The 17,580-nt window shown below is 58.7% G+C and carries 19 protein-coding genes and 1 pseudogene; 9 read left to right on the top strand and 11 right to left on the bottom strand.

All coding sequences use genetic code 11. The features are described 5' to 3' along the window. Window positions 1-9: 9 nt before the first annotated feature. From EYD00_RS25540 to EYD00_RS26400, 3 genes are all read left to right on the top strand, one after another. A complete protein-coding gene (locus tag EYD00_RS25540) occupies window positions 10-786 on the top strand; it encodes an ABC transporter permease (protein WP_051674105.1) in 777 nt (258 codons plus the stop codon). Window positions 787-789: 3 nt separating this feature from the next. Then, on the top strand, window positions 790-1,779 hold the full coding sequence (locus tag EYD00_RS25535) for an ABC transporter permease (RefSeq protein ID WP_034495451.1): 990 nt from the start codon (window positions 790-792) through the stop codon (window positions 1,777-1,779). A 266-nt stretch (window positions 1,780-2,045) separates the two neighbouring features. Beyond that, complete coding sequence (locus EYD00_RS26400; RefSeq protein WP_353505112.1) at window positions 2,046-2,363, top strand: helix-turn-helix transcriptional regulator; 318 nt, start codon at window positions 2,046-2,048, stop codon at window positions 2,361-2,363. Here EYD00_RS26400 and EYD00_RS25525 read toward each other — a convergent pair. Continuing rightward, window positions 2,360-3,019: a response regulator transcription factor gene (locus EYD00_RS25525; protein ID WP_051674101.1), complete on the bottom strand. Its 660-nt coding sequence runs from the start codon at window positions 3,017-3,019 to the stop codon at window positions 2,360-2,362. The two genes, EYD00_RS26400 and EYD00_RS25525, sit on opposite strands and share 4 nt — an antisense overlap. A gap of 50 nt (window positions 3,020-3,069) precedes the next feature. Beyond that, entirely contained in the window at window positions 3,070-3,876 is an 807-nt protein-coding gene (locus EYD00_RS25520) for a sensor histidine kinase (RefSeq protein WP_034495445.1), read from the bottom strand. 305 nt (window positions 3,877-4,181) lie between these two features. Between EYD00_RS25520 and EYD00_RS26065 the strand changes: the two genes are divergently transcribed. From EYD00_RS26065 to EYD00_RS25505, 4 genes are all read left to right on the top strand, one after another. Then, a complete protein-coding gene (locus EYD00_RS26065; RefSeq protein WP_193604430.1) occupies window positions 4,182-4,328 on the top strand; it encodes a hypothetical protein in 147 nt (48 codons plus the stop codon). A gap of 54 nt (window positions 4,329-4,382) precedes the next feature. After that, window positions 4,383-4,586, top strand: coding sequence for a Cif family virulence factor (locus EYD00_RS25515; RefSeq protein ID WP_051674099.1), 204 nt, complete (start codon window positions 4,383-4,385; stop codon window positions 4,584-4,586). After that, a complete protein-coding gene (locus EYD00_RS26395; protein WP_131258984.1) occupies window positions 4,586-5,017 on the top strand; it encodes an Ada metal-binding domain-containing protein in 432 nt (143 codons plus the stop codon). The genes EYD00_RS25515 and EYD00_RS26395 overlap by 1 nt, the downstream gene beginning before the upstream one ends. A 187-nt stretch (window positions 5,018-5,204) precedes the next feature. Beyond that, a complete protein-coding gene (locus EYD00_RS25505) occupies window positions 5,205-5,624 on the top strand; it encodes a methylated-DNA--[protein]-cysteine S-methyltransferase (RefSeq protein WP_131258982.1) in 420 nt (139 codons plus the stop codon). 98 nt (window positions 5,625-5,722) lie between these two features. On the opposite strand, the gene EYD00_RS25500 is transcribed toward EYD00_RS25505, so the two are convergent. Both EYD00_RS25500 and EYD00_RS25495 read right to left on the bottom strand, forming a co-directional pair. After that, window positions 5,723-6,483, bottom strand: a protein-coding gene (locus EYD00_RS25500) for an IS5 family transposase (protein WP_131258980.1) whose coding sequence is annotated in 2 segments (ribosomal slippage) — window positions 5,723-6,159 and window positions 6,159-6,483 — 762 coding nt in all. Because the reading frame shifts where the segments join, the coding sequence is not laid out codon by codon here. Window positions 6,484-6,652: 169 nt separating this feature from the next. Beyond that, window positions 6,653-7,483: an alpha/beta fold hydrolase gene (locus EYD00_RS25495; protein ID WP_081859327.1), complete on the bottom strand. Its 831-nt coding sequence runs from the start codon at window positions 7,481-7,483 to the stop codon at window positions 6,653-6,655. A 472-nt stretch (window positions 7,484-7,955) separates the two neighbouring features. Between EYD00_RS25495 and EYD00_RS25490 the strand changes: the two genes are divergently transcribed. Further along, window positions 7,956-8,423, top strand: coding sequence for a carboxymuconolactone decarboxylase family protein (locus EYD00_RS25490; RefSeq protein ID WP_034495437.1), 468 nt, complete (start codon window positions 7,956-7,958; stop codon window positions 8,421-8,423). 76 nt (window positions 8,424-8,499) lie between these two features. Here the strand turns inward: EYD00_RS25490 and EYD00_RS25485 are convergent, their stop codons facing one another. From EYD00_RS25485 to EYD00_RS25465, 5 genes and pseudogenes are all read right to left on the bottom strand, one after another. Beyond that, the gene (locus tag EYD00_RS25485; RefSeq protein WP_034495434.1) at window positions 8,500-9,963 is read right to left on the bottom strand and encodes a mechanosensitive ion channel family protein; all 1,464 of its coding nucleotides are present in this window, start codon (window positions 9,961-9,963) and stop codon (window positions 8,500-8,502) included. 112 nt (window positions 9,964-10,075) lie between these two features. Further along, window positions 10,076-10,828 (bottom strand): annotated as a pseudogene (locus EYD00_RS25480) (SDR family oxidoreductase). Window positions 10,829-10,986: 158 nt separating this feature from the next. Continuing rightward, window positions 10,987-12,138 carry a hypothetical protein gene (locus tag EYD00_RS25475; protein WP_286084901.1) on the bottom strand — a complete coding sequence of 384 codons (1,152 nt, stop codon included), beginning with the start codon at window positions 12,136-12,138 and terminating at the stop codon, window positions 10,987-10,989. Between the two features lie 38 nt (window positions 12,139-12,176). After that, window positions 12,177-13,391, bottom strand: a complete 1,215-nt coding sequence (gene hmpA, locus EYD00_RS25470; protein ID WP_034495431.1) for an NO-inducible flavohemoprotein — start codon at window positions 13,389-13,391, stop codon at window positions 12,177-12,179. A 20-nt stretch (window positions 13,392-13,411) separates the two neighbouring features. Further along, window positions 13,412-14,089, bottom strand: a complete 678-nt coding sequence (locus tag EYD00_RS25465) for a TehB-like domain-containing protein (protein WP_034495429.1) — start codon at window positions 14,087-14,089, stop codon at window positions 13,412-13,414. Window positions 14,090-14,191: 102 nt separating this feature from the next. Between EYD00_RS25465 and EYD00_RS25460 the strand changes: the two genes are divergently transcribed. Next, complete coding sequence (locus EYD00_RS25460; RefSeq protein ID WP_034495520.1) at window positions 14,192-14,611, top strand: RrF2 family transcriptional regulator; 420 nt, start codon at window positions 14,192-14,194, stop codon at window positions 14,609-14,611. Here the strand turns inward: EYD00_RS25460 and EYD00_RS25455 are convergent. Beyond that, on the bottom strand, window positions 14,568-16,475 hold the full coding sequence (locus EYD00_RS25455; protein WP_131258978.1) for a PAS domain-containing sensor histidine kinase: 1,908 nt from the start codon (window positions 16,473-16,475) through the stop codon (window positions 14,568-14,570). The genes EYD00_RS25460 and EYD00_RS25455 overlap by 44 nt on opposite strands. A gap of 319 nt (window positions 16,476-16,794) precedes the next feature. Continuing rightward, entirely contained in the window at window positions 16,795-17,541 is a 747-nt protein-coding gene (locus tag EYD00_RS25450) for an SDR family oxidoreductase (RefSeq protein ID WP_034495426.1), read from the bottom strand. Between the last annotated feature and the right edge of the window lie 39 nt (window positions 17,542-17,580).

Genomic DNA, 17,580 nt, shown 5'->3' with positions numbered 1-17,580 from the left:
ATTCCCGGCATGATCGGCCTTTTCGGCTTACTGCTGATCACGGCCACCGCAGCGTTCCCGCAGCTCTTCATGCCATACGACCCGCAACTGCGGGTGGGTCCGGCCTTGCTCCCTCCGTCGATGACGCACCCCTTCGGTACGGACGAAATCGGACGGGACCTTTTTTCGCGGGTCATACTCGGCATAAGGTTCACCTGGCTGCCCGGGATGGCGATCATCGGGGCAAGCTTCGTCGTCGGAACGGCGATCGGGTTGGTATCCGGCTTTGTCGGAGGATGGCTCGACGCGGTCTTCCGGAGGGTAAACGACGTCTTCCTGACGGTGCCGTCGATGCTTTTCGCCATCGCGTTCGCGGCGTTGCTCGGCCCCGGTGTCGAGAATTCAGTGGTCGCGATCGCAGTCTGCTGGTGGCCTTGGTACGCCTGGATCGCACGCGATGAAGTCCGACGTATCTTGGCCTCCCCTCATTACCTTGGGGCAAAGGTATCGGGCGCTTCGCGATCGAGGTTGGTTTTCAGGTACGCCCTACCAGGCGTCGTCCCGGCACTGATCGTGGCAGCCGGCGTGGATGTCTCCAACGTCGTCATGACCTTGTCGTTGATGTCGTTCCTCGGCCTGGGACAGCCTGACCCCGCTCCGGAGCTCGGAGCCTTGGTGTCGCGCTCTCTCGACAGCCTGACGATGTTCTGGTGGCTCCCCATACTCCCGTCGTTGGCGATATTCCTAATATGTTTCTTGGCGAACCTTTTTGCCGACGGGGTCCGCCATGCACTCAAGGGGCGGTAACGCATGCGGTATCTCGGGCGCAAAATCGCGGGTGGCATTCTGACGCTGATGGCGATGACGTTCCTTGTCTTCTGCCTTCAGAGCGTCGTTCCAGCCGATCCGGCCCGCCTCATCGCGGGGCCGGCGGCACCACCCGCCACGATCAAGGCCTTGCGCGCGCAGATGGGCCTGGATGAAAACGTCATCACGCGGTACCGACACTTTCTTACCCGGGTCGCACATGGTGACCTCGGCATCTCGGTCCGCACAAGGCAGCCAGTGGTCAACGATATTCGGAAGCACCTGCCCGCGTCGATAGAACTTGCGGTTGTCGCTCTGCTGCTCGGCATTTCGGTGGCCGTCACGGTGGCGGTCGTCCAGGCCACCTATCCATCGTTGCGCATGCTGCGTCTCGCACTCGTCGGGCTCGGGTCCTTGCCAGTGTTCCTGACTGGCCTGATGCTGGTCCTGGTCGTCTGGTATAAGCTTGGATGGCTGCCGGGTTCCGGCCGCCTCGGTGTCAGAGGGTTCTCCGGTCCGACAGGACTCCTTCTTGTGGACACGTTGATTTCCGGCAACCTGCGCCTTTTCGTGGACGCGGCCGCTCATCTTGTCCTGCCCGCTTCGGTTCTCGCGCTACCCGTCGCGGTCGCGGTCGGGCAGGTCCTGTCAAGCTCGTTGCATGACGTCATGAAGCACGGATACATCCGCACCGCGCGTGCCAAGGGCCTACGGTTCGTATGGGTCGCCGTACACCACGGTCTCCGTAATGCAGCGAATGCGGCGCTTACGATGAGCGGCCTCCAGGCTCGACTGTTGTTCGGCAACATGCTGGTCGTCGAACGCATCTTCGGCTGGCCCGGACTCGGCATGTACATGGTCCAAGCGCTGGCCTACTTGGATCTCCCGGCCATCCTCGGCGTTGCTCTGGTTCTCGGAGGGCTCTACGTCCTCGTCGGGATGATCGTCGAGAGCACGCAGAGGATCGCCGATCCACGGATATCGATCGAGTGAGGTGCGGCGGCCAAACCTATACGCCGGGATAGGAAGGCGCGACGTTTAGATAGGTATCAAGTTCAGTCCCGAAGCGGCATTTTCAAGGTCGTATCGATCAGACTCTGGACGCGAAGCGGAATTGGAGGCGGGCGTTGACCTTGGAGCACGTTGCGCGTCTCGGCGCGGTAAGCGTTTCGACATCCGATCGCCTGTTGCCAATCAGGAACTCCGCTCGCGGAAGGAGTGGGCTGACCGATTGGCAGTGTCGCCGCGTCCGCACGTTTGTGTCTGAAAATATCGCTGGCTCCATAAAGGTCCGCGACCTTGCGTCTCAAGCCAAAATCAGTGTCGGGCATTTCGGGAGGTGCTTCACGATCGCGTTCGGGGTTTCGCCGTCCAGCTTCGTGATGGGGGAGCGCATGGCAAAGGCAAAGGCCCTTATGGCGAACTCGAACTGCCCGCTATCGTCCGTCGCCGAACAATGTGGACTATCGGACCATGCGCACTTCTGTCGCCTGTTTCGCCGCTTGGAAGGCCTGCCGCCAAGTGAATGGAGACGGCAGGCAGTGGAATTGCGCGCAGGATCCCAATCGATTCTCTAAGTGTGCAAAGAGGTCGATTCACCGCCATGCACCGAGAGCCTGTCGAACATCCGCACGACGTCTACGACAGACTTCGCATGCATCTTTTTCATCATGCGTCCACGATGCAGCTTCACCATGATTTCGCTGATGCTCATTTCGAACGCGATCTGCTTGTTCATGAGACCTTGGGAAACGTATTCCCAGACTTCCGTTTCACGCGGGGTCAGTCTGCAAAATCGCTGCATTAATTTATCCGCCTCCGCTCTCTTGGCTCTTGCTTGCCTGTCGGCCTCCATCGCTCTTGTTATCGCATCGACGACGGCCTGAGAGTTGAACGGCTTCAGCAGGAAGTCGAAAGCGCCAGCCTTCATCGCTGAAACACTCACGGACACGCTGCCGTTTCCGGTGATGAAAATGATCGGCATCGGATTGCCGCGATGCGAGAGCTCAGCCTGAAGTTCGAGCCCAGTCATGCCGGGCATTTGGATGTCGAGAAGGATACACCCGGCGCTCTCCCCGTCAGCCTCGGACAAAAACTCTTCGGCACTACCGAAACCGACTGCCTCGATCTGCACCGACTCGAAAAAGTTGAGCAGCGAGGCGCGAAGGTTTGGCTCGTCATCGATGACGTAAACCCTCTGTCGACTCACGTCTTTCTCCGGTTGAGATGGCACAGCGAAACTCCTTTTCAATGATGACGGCGAGGTCCGTCCGCGACTTTTGCCTAATTGTCTTCAAGTGATGGCGGTTCAGATTGGCTGTGGCTTCGCTCCAGCCGATCGGAAACGTGCGGCAACCTCATGCGAAACATGACGCCCGACCGACCGCGACCATATTCGAGCGCACCCTGATGGGCTTCGACGATGGATCGGCACATAACGACTTCGGAATCGGCTTTAGTGGTCCGCTTCCTTTGGTCTTCGAGCTCTCCGTTCCCCGATGTCAGGGGTGTTCCTATGTCGAGGACGATCTCGTCTCCGATGTCGGCGATGCACAAATGAACCGCATGCCTTTCCGCTTTCCGTGCGGGTTGTTGCTGTAGGGTGCTCACTAGAAGGGTGACCACCACCTGGAGAAGCTGGAGCTCGTCGCCAAGTGCCAACGCGCGACTGGGCGAGTGGGCAAGGTGCAGGGTCACCGCCCTGGAGAAACTTTCGCACTGGCTGAACTGGACGGCGCTTTTTGCCAGGGAGTTGATATCCACCAGCGCCAGAGTCGAAACTCGCCTGGCGATCATGCGATCCGCGAAGCCGATTACTTCATCCGCCCAACGGGCACATTCGACAATGCGCGAAAGCAGTACTTCCATTTGCTTGGTCGTATCACGCCCCGAAGCCAGGAGCCTCTGGGCGGTACCGCAATCCGTAACGATTACCGCCAGAGGTTGACGGGTGTCGAGAACAAAGGAGCTTGTCATACGCCCAAGAAGCCTAAGACGCGCGGCGTGCCCACCGCTCTCCTCGAGGTTCTGTAGCCTCTGCTCTTGAGAACCCTTTTCAAACATCCGTTCGGTATGCGGGGCAAAGTCCACGGTCGCTACCTGTTCCCACGTCGGTTGGTGAAAACCGCGCTCGCGCGCCGCGGTCCTTTCATCGATACACTGGCTGGCTATGTGGGTGATAGCCTACGTAAAATGTTCCCGCGTCGCTACCGCGCCAGTAGCCGTGGTCGACCTATACGGCGGGATAGGTCGGGTAGCTTTTTCCGCTTCGCGTCATTTGCAGGCTTCGACGAACGCGAATCTGAGATCAGAAATCGGAGTTTCCTAGTTCTGAATTCCTGTCATCGGTGTCTCGCTCGCGAATGGCGGGCGACATGCAGACAGGAGCTCAAAGCATGATCGAGAAATTCGCCCTGGCAACCACCGTGGAAGGCATCGTCCCCGCGTTGCTTGCCCATCTCAATTCTCTCGATGTCGACACGATGCTCAGCTTCTATCATCCAGAAGGCATTATCATCGACGCGGCGGGCAACGCCCACTAAAGGCGGAACGCGATCGGCGCGGAACTCGAAAAGTATTTCTCTCTGGGTCTTCAAATGTCGATCACGCAACGGCATATGTTCGTCGCGGCGGATACGGCACTTCTGATCCTCGACTGGTCCTATATCGGCACCGCCCGCGATGGCACGGAGATCAACATGGTGGCGACCGCGACCGACATCGCGCGCCGGGGCGACGATGGTTGCTGGCGGTATCTGATCGACAATCCCTTCGGCTCCCAGAAGCGGGTCCGGGCCTGATGGATAGCGCCGCTACCAGGAATCCACGTGGCTCGGACGAGCGCGGTGCAGGCACTTGGCGCGGCGTTATCACCACGGGCATCTATTGCCGGATTTCCTGTGGTTCTCGGGTGCCACGCGCGGAAAACCTCCGTTACTTCCATTCGTCGGCCGAGGCTTTGTCCGCAGGATTTCGACCCTGTCGACGGTGCCGACCGAATGAAGGTAGCTTCGAGCAGCGGCATATCGAAACCATCGCCGAAGCGTGCAGGCTGATCGATCTAGCCGACAGCCCTGTCTCAGTATCGGCGCTGGCCCATGCTGTCGGCATGAGCGAGGGTCATTTCCACCGCCTGTTTCGCAGTCATACAGGAATGACCCCACGAGCCTATGCCGAACAGAAGCGGATGGCGCTGGCCCGCAGCCAGCTCGCGCGGTCGGCCCATCACTGAGACCCTCTACGAATCCGGCTACGGTTCCAGCGGCCGCTTCTACGCCATCACCAACAAATCCCTCGGCATGACACCAAGTCACTTTAAGGATGGGGGCTCCAAGGAGACCTAGCATTTCGCTGTCGGAGATACCTCGCTCGGAGCGATCGTCGTTGCCTCCAGCGCAAAAGGCATCGCCGCCATTCTGATGGGCGACGATGCCGAGGCACTGCTTCGCGACCTCCAGGACCGCTTCCCGAAGGCGATTCTAGTCGGCGGCAATGCAGACTACGAGCGTACCATCGCCCAGGTCGTCGGTTTGATCGAGGCGCCGAATCTGACGACGAATCTGCCCCTGGATATCAGAGGGACAGTCTTTCAACGACGGGTTTGGCATGCTCTGCAATCGGTGCTAGCCGGCGAGACGATCTCCTATGACGAGATAGCGCGGCGCGTGGGCCACCCTCGTGCCATCGGTGCGGTCGCCAGTGCCTGCGCCAGCAATCCTCTGGCGGTTGCCATTCCCTGTCATCGGGTTGTTAGGCACGACGGAACGTTCTTTGGCTATACCTGGGGCCTGGAGCGAAAGAGCGCACTGCTGGGTCGCGAGGGTAAAATTGCTGATTGAACAAGTTTTCCAACGTTCTAACGGCCGCATTCTCTTTGAGACCATTTGACATTTCGCGACTGTTTAACGCGGACATAGTTACGCTCAGAACTCGTTGATCAGAGCCAGAAGATAACGGTTGCCGCGCGAGCGATGGCGGAGAGGAAGGCCATTGGGCATCTGTCGTAGCGCGTAGCGACACGCCGCCAGTCTTTGAGACGCCCGAACATTATCTCGATCCGGTTGCGCCGTTTGTAGCGGCGTTTATCGTATTTGATGGTTTTATTGCGGGATTTCCGACCCGGAATGCAGGGAGTGATCCCCATCGCTTGTAAAGCTTCACGATACCAGTCGGCATCATAGCCACGGTCGGCCAGTAGCCATCTGGCCTTGGGAAGTTCATCAAGCAAAGCGGCAGCACCGGTGTAATCGCTGACCTGACCGGCCGTTATGAAGAAAGTGATCGGGCGACCATTCGCATCCGTTACGGCATGAAGCTTGGTGTTCATGCCGCCTATCGTGCGTCCAATCAGGCGGCCCGAGCCCCCCTTTTTACCCGCAGGCTGGAAGCCGTGCGGTGGGCCTTGAGATAGGTCGCGTCGATCATGATGGCCGTGCGCTCTGCAGCCTCAGGCACAGCCAAGCCTTCCATCATCTGGAGAAAGATGCCCTTGTCTCCCCAACGTTTCCAACGGTTATAAAGCGTCTTGGAGGGGCCATATTCCTTTGGCGCATCGCACCACCTGAGGCCGTTGCGGTTGACGAAAATGATGCCGCTCAGAACGCGTCGATCATCAACGCGCTGGCGACCATGGCTCTTGAGGAAGTACGGCTGAAGACGAGCCATTTGCTCGTCCGTCAGCCAAAACAGATGACTCACCAGCAGGCTCCTATACGCCCGTCTGAATTATGGCCGTCAATTCAAATCAATGGGTCCTGACCCTAATCTTCAAAGTGCCGAACGGATAAACTCTGTATTTGATTGTGCCTGCGGATCGCGCAGCGGCGCATGATTTGCGGGGCAGGCTTTGCAGCCTGCCCCTCTTGGATCAGCCGGCGGCCTGGACGAACGCCAGAAGGTCCGGGTTGATGACGTCGGCGTGGGTCGTGCACATGCCATGCGGGTAGCCGTCGTAGATTTTCAGAGTCCCGTTTTTCAGCAGCTTGATGGCGAGCTTGGCGGAGTCATCGATCGGCACGATCTGGTCGTCCGAGCCGTGCAGGATGAGCGTGGGAACCGTGATCGACTTGAGGTCTTCCGTGAAATCCGTCTCGGAGAACGCCTTGATGCTGTCGTAGTGCGCCTTCGCGCCGCCAACCATGGCCTGTCGCCACCAATTCTGGATGACGCCCTGGGAAACCTTGGCGTCCGGCCGATTGAAGCCATAGAAAGGGCCGGAAGGAATATCGAGGAAGAACTGGGCGCGGTTGGCGACCAGGTTCTTGCGGAAATCGTCGAACACCTCGATTGGCAGACCTCCGGGGTTCGCAGCGGTCTTGACCATGATCGGCGGAACCGCGCCGACGAGAACGAGCTTGGCGACACGGCCCTTGCCGTGCCTGGCGACGTACCTCGCGGCTTCACCACCGCCCGTCGAGTGGCCGATGTGAACCGCGTTGCGGAGATCGAGATGTTCGGCAACGGCTGCGGCGTCCGACGCGTAGTGGTCCATGTCGTGACCCTCGGCGACCTGGCTCGAGCGGCCGTGGCCACGCCTGTCATGGGCCACGACGCGGAAGCCCTTTTCCAGGAAAAACAACATCTGGGCATCCCAGTCGTCGCCGCTCAACGGCCATCCGTGATGGAACACGATCGGCTGACCGTGGCCCCAGTCCTTGTAGAAGATTTCCGCGCCGTCTTTCGTTTTCACAAAGCCCATGTCTTGTTTCCTTTCAGTGGTTTTCTGCGTGGCGGCCGCCATCGCGATATTGGGGATTACGGTTGCGACGCTCGCTCCGAGGCCAAGCGCCAACACCTCGCGTCTCAAGGGGCCCGTGCCCCGTGAGGTCTCTTTTTCCGTCATTTGTCTCTCCATGATCCGGTATTGACGAGCCTTGGCCCGCTCGCCTCGATGGGCAGAGCCAAACTCAGCGCGTCGAAGGTGACGCAGGATCGGGAGCTACGCGAGTTATACATCTGTATGCCGTGTGGCCCGTGGCAGGAAACGGAAGCGATTCCGCGTCAGGTGAAAAGCGATGCGTCGCATTCCCCTTTGAAAGTCGCCCCCTTTATAGGCTTCGTCCGTTCAGAACGGATACTCCCGTATATCTTCCTCGCTGCCCGCTCCCGCCTTAGCGTCCGTTCGTCGGCGAATTCCCGCTCGACAAAAACCCAAAGCTGGGAGTGATAAGATGCAACCCCGTTTCGATATCAATGCTGTCGAGCCCGACAGCTTCAAGGCGATCATGGGACTGGAGATGTACGTCCAGAAGTCCGGCATCAACAAACGCTACATTGATCTCGTGAAGATCCGTACGTCGCAGATCAACGGCTGCGCCTACTGCGTGGACATGCATACCAAGGAAGCGAGGAAAGCCGGGTTCTCGGACCAATGGATCGCCCTGATCGCGGTCTGGAAGGAATCCGCTCTCTATGACGAGAAGGAACGCGCGGTGCTGAACTGGGCGGAAAGCTTGACGAACGTCTCGATTACGGGTGTCCCCGACCCTGACTACGAGCAGTTGAGGAAGCATTTCGGCGAAGCCGAGATTGCCAAGCTGACGACCGCCATCAGCACGATCAACGTCTGGAACCGCATGGCGCTCGCCTTGCGTCTGCAGCACCCGATCGACCATCGGACCGTCCCGGCAGCGGCTTGACGTCGATCCACTATTCAAGGGCATGGTGGCGTGGCGAAGCCGATTTCGGAGCGAGCAGCCACCATGCCGGAGTGCACTACAGACCGAACAGACTGCGTATCTTCCCCGACAGGGTGATCGAGGTGCTGTTTTCCATTCCCGGCTGGTCGAGGAGATGCTTTTCCTTCTCGAGCCGATGCGCGAGAACGAACCCGAGCTCCTCGGCGATTTCCGGGCGTTGGCCGAGAAACGGAGCGAGGGTATCCTTCTTGATTTCGTATGCGGTGACCGGGGTCAACGAACGGATTTCAGCAGCCTCGATTGCCCCCATCAAAACGCCCCGTTCTCCGAAAAAATCTCCGGGGGAAAGTCTCGTGAGTTCTGTGTGGCGGCCGCTTTCCTCTATCTCGACGATAACGACGCCCTTCTGGATGAGCAGGAGCGAGGTCAAGGAGGTTCCCTGACGGGCGATCACGGCCCCCTTCGGAAAGACAACCTGCTTCATCGCAGCGCCCAATGACGCTCGCTCGTCTTCCCTGAGCGAATGAAACAGTGGAATGGATGAAAGACAGTCGACCGCGCTTTGCCCACGCGAAGCCTGTTCCCAGTATGGGAGCGGCCCCGTCCATTGTGTTGACGAGCTCAACACCAGGTTCGCGGAGCGCGCGTGACGATAGACCAGATCGTATATCTCGTTGCGAGCGTCGGAGACCTTGCCGACGTCCCTCACCCGACTGACAAGATCTATCGTGACGCCGTCGCCTTCCAGGGCGGTGATCGCCACGCTCGGAGGCGGCGAGTCGACAATATTCGTGCACCCGAGTAGCGCCGTTTTCATGGTTTCACCGATCACCTCGGGTCTTTCCGTCGGATGAAAGCGCACGGTCACCACAATGCCGTGGCTCTCGTCCGGGCTGCTGTAGTTCGTGAGTCTCGCTTTCGCCAGAATGCTGTTCGGCAGGATCACGATGTCGTTCGTGCCGTTGAGCAGATGTGTCGAACGCCAGTTGGTTTCGATCACCCTTCCTTGGAGATTGTCGTCCAGAACGATCCAATCACCGACCACGTAGGGGCGGTTGAGGTTCAGGGCGATGCCGCTGAACACGTCGTTGAGGGTACTCTGCAGCGCGAGACCGAGTACGATCGCGAAGACGCCGGACGTGGCGATCAACGTTCCCACCGGAACATTGAAGACATACGCGACTATGGATAAGGCGGTGCCGATGTAGATGACGCCAGAGAGTAGGTCCCTGACCAGTCTGCCTTCGCGAGGCCGTCGATTGAAGACGAGGAATTTCCGGACTACCGTCACCAGGAGAAGCGAGATGCTTATCCACCATGCCGCTTTGGCGATCGCCACACTGACCGCGTCTATGCCTCCGACGGCTCCGGGCCTATAGGGCTCGATACCTCTCGAAAAGAACAGGCCTGATAGGGCGACGAAGACGACGGCATCGAGGATGAGCTTGGCCTTGGTCTGGTGGCGCAGCAGAACTCTAAGCGGGACCGAGACCGCCAGAAGCAGACCGACCTGGATCACGAACTCCGACAACATCGGCATGATGGTTGTTCCCGCAGATGTCGTCGGGCATGGAGCCGCGACCCATGGTGGATTAACGCAGTCCGACCGCGTCACCCGGCATGGGTGTCACGGTCGGGTCAGGCAACGAGATCTAGGCGGCCTTGGCTGAATTCGCCCATTGCTCGATACCAGTGGGGCCAAGGCTGGCCTGGCCAACGGGGACCAGCGAGTTTTCCTCCAACGCGCAGCCGAAATAGCCTGCGCTGGAATCCGGAGTGACCTTGCGGGAATCGCCGACGGACCGGAGGTATCGACCGATGATGTCGCACATCCGGCCTTTTTCCGGTCCGGCGACATCAACGATTCCGTTGGCGGGTGCTTTGCCGACCGTATCGGCGAGGAAGCCTGCCAGATCATCCGCTGCGATCGGCTGGAAGTTTGCCGTCGAAAGGCGCGCCTCGCTGTCTGTCGTTCCGGCATCCGCGATCATTGCCATGAATTCCATGAACTGAGTCGCGCGGACGATGGTATAGGGGACGCCGGACCCTTCGATCAAAGCCTCCTGGGCTGCCTTGGCGAGGAAGTGACCGTTACCCGGAAGACCATCGGTGCCGACGATCGAGAGTAGCACGTGGTGCTGCACTCCGGCCTTCTTCTCGGCGGCGAGCAGGTTTCTGGTCGAGGTCTTGAAGAAATCCAGGACTTCACCGGGATCGAAAGAAGGCGGGTTCGTGACGTCCACGACGACGTTGGCCCCCTATAGCGCGGCGTCCAGCCCCTCGCCTGTACGGCTGTTCACACCCGTGCTTGGCGATGCGACCACGACTTCCAGAAACCGCGCCGACAATATGCTAGCGAGCTTGCTGCCGATAAGGCCTGTGCCGCCTACAACTACGATTTTCATTTTCATTCTCCTTGAATTTGTTGGTCAGTCGAGGCGCGGCTCCAGCTGCGGACTGCCCGCGGTCTGCCTCCAGACAATCGCGCCGCACGCTGACCCTAGCAAGATATACATCGGGATGCCGCACAGCCGCTTCGTGGTTCCGCGCCCTGCCTGAGCCGTTACGGATGGGAGTGCTGGTTGGCCGGAACGTCGTCGGGCCCGCCGGGGCCGTGCGGATGTTCCACGCTGTAGCTATGTGTCGTCCTTGGGATATCTGCGGCGGGCAGCCGGCCATCCATCCCGTAGAAAGCGACGTGTAATCCCCAGTAGGCAGTGCAGAAAACGACGAGAGCGGTCGAGAGGCCGATGGGGATATTCACGAGACGCCGCTTGAGCGCCGTCATGAGATCGACGCCCGTACGGTGATCGGCCGCAACCGCGATGAGGATCGCCATGATCAGGCCGTGCCCGATGAGGTCGACCCGGCCGAAAGGCCATACGGCGGCCGTGAAGATCACGAGGAGGGCGATAGCCGACAGCCTGCGTATCAGGGGCGTCCACAGAAGGCCGAATCCGAGAGTGAACTCCGTGACGCCTGCCATCGGTATGAACACGTCCCTCGGCATTCCGAAAGTGAGAAACGGCTTCTCGACGACGAGGGGGTAGAACCAGCTCGGGAACGCGAACTTCTCGAGGCTCGACCACATGAGGGCGATCGCCAGTCCCCACCGGAGCGCCTCGAAGCGGCGTCCCCTCAGTTCCTCGTTTTTGAGCGGCTCGAGGAGCAGGTATCCCGCCACGCCGAGGCCGAGCGCGAGATAGTCGAAAAGATGGAACAGCTCGTAGTCTCTTAGTGCGAATATCCAAAGCGCTATGATTCCAAGCCCGGCGAGCGGCATCGTCCGCCGCGAAAATATGCAGCAGGCAATAACGAGCTGAAGCCAGGAAACCCATTCGGCGGGTGTCTTGAGGTCGGGCGTCAGATACACACCACCGACGGCAAAGATCGCGACGAAAAACGCGGCGATGATCGAACGAATGTAGTCGTCCTGCCGTGCCCAGAGCGGGTCTGTCGCCCAATTGAGCGCTCCGATGGCTTTCGCGCCGAAGGGGCTAACCTCCACCAGACGCGTCAGGACGAAAAACACAAGGACAAGACATATGCCGACCCAGAACCAGGTGTCGTGTAGAGTGTTCTCGATCGGCGCTGGAGGCGCGCCCACGATATACGGGGCGAACCATTTGACGTGGGCTTGGGCCGACATGGGTTGTAACACGATGGCGGCCGCTGCGGGCCACGCCCACAGCATCGGGTGATTACGGCTTTGCATGGAAGTCGCCTTCTCGGAATGGCGGTTTGATGGATCGATCAGGCAGCGAGGAGCTCGTCCGCCGGGCCGAAGAATTCGTAGTGAACACGCTCTCCCGGAACACCTGCTCTCGCCAGAGCGGGAACCAGCGCGCGGAGGAACGGCTTGGGTCCGCAGAGGTAGAACTCGGAGGTTTCGAAGGGTGTCGCGGAGCGCAGCCAGTCGACGGTGATGAACCCGTCATAGTCATGGGAGAGCCCGACTGCGTCTTGGGTGGACGGCTCGCTGTAGAAGGTTTTCACGTTCACCCGGGAACGGGCAGCGGCGAGGCTCCTGACATGTTTGTCCATCGCGTGGGTGGCGCTGTTCAACGCGCCATGGATGAAGTGTGTTTCCAGGTCCGGATAGTCGCGAGCGATCGCCTCGAGCATGCTGACCATTGGAGTCAGCCCTACCCCGCCGGACAACAATACGACCGGAGCCTTTGGTTCTTCCGGGAGATAGAAGTCCCCTGCCGGAGGTGTGGCGTCGACAACCGAACCGATATCCGTGTGGTCGTGCAGGTAGATTGAGCCGCCCTGTCCGGAGGTCTCGCGCTTCACAGAGATGCGATAGAATTCGTCGTTCGGACCGCATGAAATGGAGTAGTTCCGCTTGGCGACCGTTCCGTTCTCCAGAGGCAGCCGGAAAGTCAGGTATTGGCCGGGCCGGTGCCGGATGACCCGACCGCCGTCGGACGGCTTCAGCACGAAGGACGTGACGACGTCGCTTTCCTTGGTCTTCGAGACGATCGTGAAGTTCCGCCACCCGTTCCAGCCGCCGTTCCGGTTCTCGATATCGGACCGCAGATCGCTCTCGCGGCCCTTGAGGATGTCGGCAAGAAACCAATACGCCTCTCCCCAGGCAGACAGAATGGCAGGCGTCGCCGCATCTCCCAGAATGTCCTTGATCGCCGCCATCAGGGCTTCGGCGACGTAGGGATAGTGCTCCGGCAGGATGTGGTAGCCGATATGCTTGTGTGCGATACGCTCGACGACCGGACCCAGCACGCTGAGGTTCTCGATGTTCCGGGCGTAACCGAGGATCGCTGCGGCTAGCGCGTGAACCTGTGAACCACCCTCGCCCTGGTTGGAGTGGTTGAACAGGTTCCGGATATGCTCGTCCTTGAAGAGCCGCGCGTACATGGCCTTGGTGATGTCGCTACCATGGGCCTCGAGGGCCGGAACACTCGCCTTTACGAGTTCTATGGTTTCTGCGGACAGCTGGCGTGGCATGATCTCAATTCCTTCTTGGGTCAGTTGTGATAGGTGCCGAGCGGGTAGCGGTCGTAAAACTCGACGCGCAGCTTCACCGCTCCCACGAGCTCCAGGCTGTGGCTTGTATTGGGAGGGATGACACCCGGTATGCCGGGTTCAAGGATCCGGGGCTCGGAAACACCGGGCTCGAGGTAGTGGACCGCGCCCTCTTCGACGCGGACCACACCCCATGTCCCGGATTTGAGAGCGTGGTCGGTGAGAAGCGCGCGCGGCAAGCTCTGCTCGTCGAAGAGAGCCGAGATTTTGTAGGGCGTGGGCGCGAGCGGTATCGGCTCGCTTGTCACCGATGCGGGAAGCTCCTCGCCGCATATCATGATCGAAAAACGGGAAGCGATCCTCTTCGCTCTCGCCTGCATCTCGAACGCTATCTCCGGCGCAACGAGCTCGTCGGTCGTCTCACGCCAGATCTCCAGCCACTTAATGAACATCAACGGCCGGAACTTTTCGGCATGGGCAAGATGCATCGATAACGGATTGCCCTTGTAGCGCCCGGTGGTGAGCATCAGCGACGACCAGAATTCCGAGAGCCGCGTCAGATGTTCGTCCCAGTCCTCGACCACCGCGAAAACCGCACCGAGGTCCTCGTCTGCTTTCACCCGGTCGTAAAATTTCGCCAGTATCCGCGAAATGTCCGTCTCAGTTAGCTCTACCGACATTGCCGACTCCTAAAGGGGTATCTGAGATACTCCTATTACGTTCTACAAAAAGGTGCTATTGAAATACACCTTTTAAACATGGGCGTTTTGACGCAGGTTTCTATGAGACTGACCAAATACACGGACTACGGTATCCGGGTCTTGATACACCTTGGTACATCAGGCGGAGAGCTCGGCTCGATCCGCGAGATCGCCCGCACGTTCGACATCTCCCAGGACCACCTCAAGAAGGTCGTCCAAGATTTGTCGGCCGCAGGTTTCATTGAATCCGTGAGGGGTCGGAACGGGGGAATCAGGTTGGCCCGTCAACCGGACGAAATCAATCTCGGGTCTGTACTCCGCCACACCGAGAGACTGGATGAACTCGTGGAATGCGGTGGATGCCCCATCGCTCCCGCCTGCGGCCTGCCCCCCATCCTTGCGGAGGCGTCGGCAGCATTCGCCGCCGTGTTCGACAAGTACACGGTTGGCGACCTTGTCAGGCGGAGACCTGAAATCCGGCTTCTTCTCCGGTCAGCGTAGAAAACACTTCGGAGGTGGACCGGATCGAAAAGCTCACACGAGCGCCTACGTCCGTGTTTTCAGCCCAGATCCGTCCTCCGTGGGAAGTCACAATCGACTCGCAGATCGAAAGCCCCATTCCCATACCGCTTTCTTTGGTAGTGAAGAACGGCATGAAAATTCGGTCGATATCCTCGATTCCGCTTCCGGTGTCCGAGATCTCGACGACTGCGCCGAGGTCGGACGCCAGCGTCTCTACCGTTATCATGCGCTCGCGGCCCGTCGCCACCGCCATCGCCTCGCTGGCGTTATGCAGGAGGTTCACGAGTACCTGCTGTATTTGAATGACATCGATGGAAATCGGATCCAGTGATCTTTCGAGCTTTAATTCCAGGCGAACGCCTTTCGATGCCAATTCCTCCGACATCATATCCTTCACGCCTTGAATGAGCAGGTTGATATCGACTCTCTCCCGCCCTTCCGACTTGTGCTGGAACAGTGCCCGGATGCGCTTGACGACTTCGGTGGCGATGTTGGCGTCCCTGACGACACAGTCGGCGCTCTGCTTCGCCCGCTCGATATTCGGCGACGCCATCTCGAGCCAACGCCTGCACGCGTCGGCGCTCATGATCACTGCCGCCAGAGGTTGGCTGAGTTCATGTGCGATCGAGGCGGAAAGTTCTGCCATTCCCGCATAACGGGACGCCTTGGCAAGTTTTTCCTGAGAGACCCTTAGTGATTCTTGAGCGACGAACTCGTTTTCGATATCAACCTGCAAGCCATACCATTGGATGATTTTGCCATTACTGTCTCTCAGCGGTTCCATTCGCGCCTCAAGCCAGCGCCAGCTGCCGTCAGAGCGCCGTTGACGGAACCGCCTGAACCAGGGCTTGCCGGAGCGGAAGCTTTCCCGGATCGTCGTCTCCACGTCCTCCCTATCATCTGGGTGAATAGTCGCGTGGATGATCCACTTCAGAGCATCACCGTCGCGCTCGGCGATCTGATCGACGGTTAAACCGGACCACTCCTCAAGCTGCCGACTGAAATAGGTGGGTTGTCCATCAGGCGATGACACCCACAATAATCCAGGCATCGTTTCGACAATGAGCGCGAGCCGTGCTTCACGCTCAGCTATCGTAATCTGGGCAGATACTTCATCATCGATGTCCTGCGCGACGCCAAGCCATCGTTCAACGGTGCCATCATCGCCAGTTAACGCGTTCGCTTCGCCTTTCGTCCAACGGTATCCACCGTCGGCACGTACTTGTCTATACCTCTGTTTGAAGCGAGGTCCGCCAGATAAAGCAGCTTTTAGGCCCGATGTAACCTGCTCGAGGTCATCAGGATGAATAACTCGCGCTAACGCGCGCTCGAGCGAGGACTGCTCTATAGTATGTGAAATGGAAAATCCGACCTGAGCTTTTAGCGCCTCATTAAAGTAGGTAGGATTTCCGAGCGTATCGGCAGCCCAGATTGGAACCGGAACCGCGTCGATAAACTTTTGCAGGGCGCGCTCCCGCGCTTTAGACGCTTCAGCCTCCAGTATGGCTTCGTGGATATCTACACAGGTACCGAGCCAGAAGACGATCTCACCTTCTGCATTGATCTGCGGTCTTGCAGTAGTCCGAATCCACCTGAACTTTCCGCTACTGGTCCGAACTCTATGTGCAACGTTATAGACGTCACCATTACCAACGGCTACCAACCACGCCACTTCGAGGTCACGATAGTCGTCTCCATGAACCAATTCGCTCCAAGAAAACTTGCCTTCAACATCTCGTGCTCCGACCTTCGAATTTGGAAATCCGGTGTACGCCTCCAAGGACAGACTCTGGCAAATTAGATTTCCGTTCGGCCACGCCGCCCAGCCAAGTCCGGGGATCATGTCCACGAGCTCTTTTATCGCTTCAACCGAGATCCTACCTGAGATCACCCGAGCTTCCCACAGACGCGAATTAGACAGTTCAACGACACCTTCCGTGTCGAGTCGACAAGCAGCAAAGTGCGTGTCGTATCTGGAGCGAACTTATATCCGGTATGCCTTAAACAGGGTAAGGCCGCAAGACTAGGTAGTTGCTCTCGCGGCCTTTAATCATTATGTTTATCAACGCGAACGCCGCTCAGACGATTTTCAAGTCGATAAAATAGATGCCCACGCCGTCACTTGGGACGACAGCACAATGAATTCATGTAGATGCGCGTTGTCAGACACCCCTAGCAATGAATTCATTTAAAGTTGTCTGGCAAATCCGCACACTGCCGTCCGGGACAAGAGTATCAGCCTCCAGACGAGATCCAAAATAAAGCGCGTCCGGGTCTGCTCTGACGACCCTGTCGTCGCCCTTTGCCTTGAGATAGCGAGATACAACTTCATTCATCGGGGCGCGGTCCGGACCGGCGATTTGAACGGTGCTGTTGGTTGGTCCTTCCGTAAGGATTTCGCATAGCGCATCTACCAGATCGGACGCGGCAACCACCTGAACATTCGCAGTGGGAATATAGGTTTCGCCGTGGCTGCCACCATGATCGGCAATGGTACCAAGATATTCCATAAACTGGGTGGCCCTGACGATGGTGAATGGCACTCCTGATCCCTCGACCATGTTCTCCTGCGCTATCTTTCCTTTCGTGTAGGCATTGTCTGGAAGTTTGTGTATCCCGACGATTGACAGCAAAACGTGATGGCGCACATGGGCTTCTTTCTCCGCGACAATCTGGTTCGAGGTGGATTTGTTGAAAAAGTCCAGGATGCCCTGTGGGTCGAAGGTCGGTGAGTTGGTTACGTCGAGCACGGCATGCGCCCCCGCCATCGCCTCATCAAGGCCCTCCCCGGTAACGCTATCAATGCCGTTACTCGGTGAGGCCGCAATCGCCTCATGCCCGGCCGCTGTTAGTTTCGAGACGACTTTTGAACCGATGAACCCGGTTCCGCCCATTATAACGAATTTCATTAACTAGCTCCCTAACCTGGTCCATCCCAACAGCATACT

The sequence above is a fragment of the Agrobacterium sp. 33MFTa1.1 genome, from assembly GCF_004328495.1.
GTDB classification, from domain to species: Bacteria; Pseudomonadota; Alphaproteobacteria; order Rhizobiales; family Rhizobiaceae; genus Agrobacterium; species Agrobacterium pusense.
Note: the sequence above shows the minus strand (reverse complement) of the source record. Positions and strands in the feature narration are given on the sequence as shown.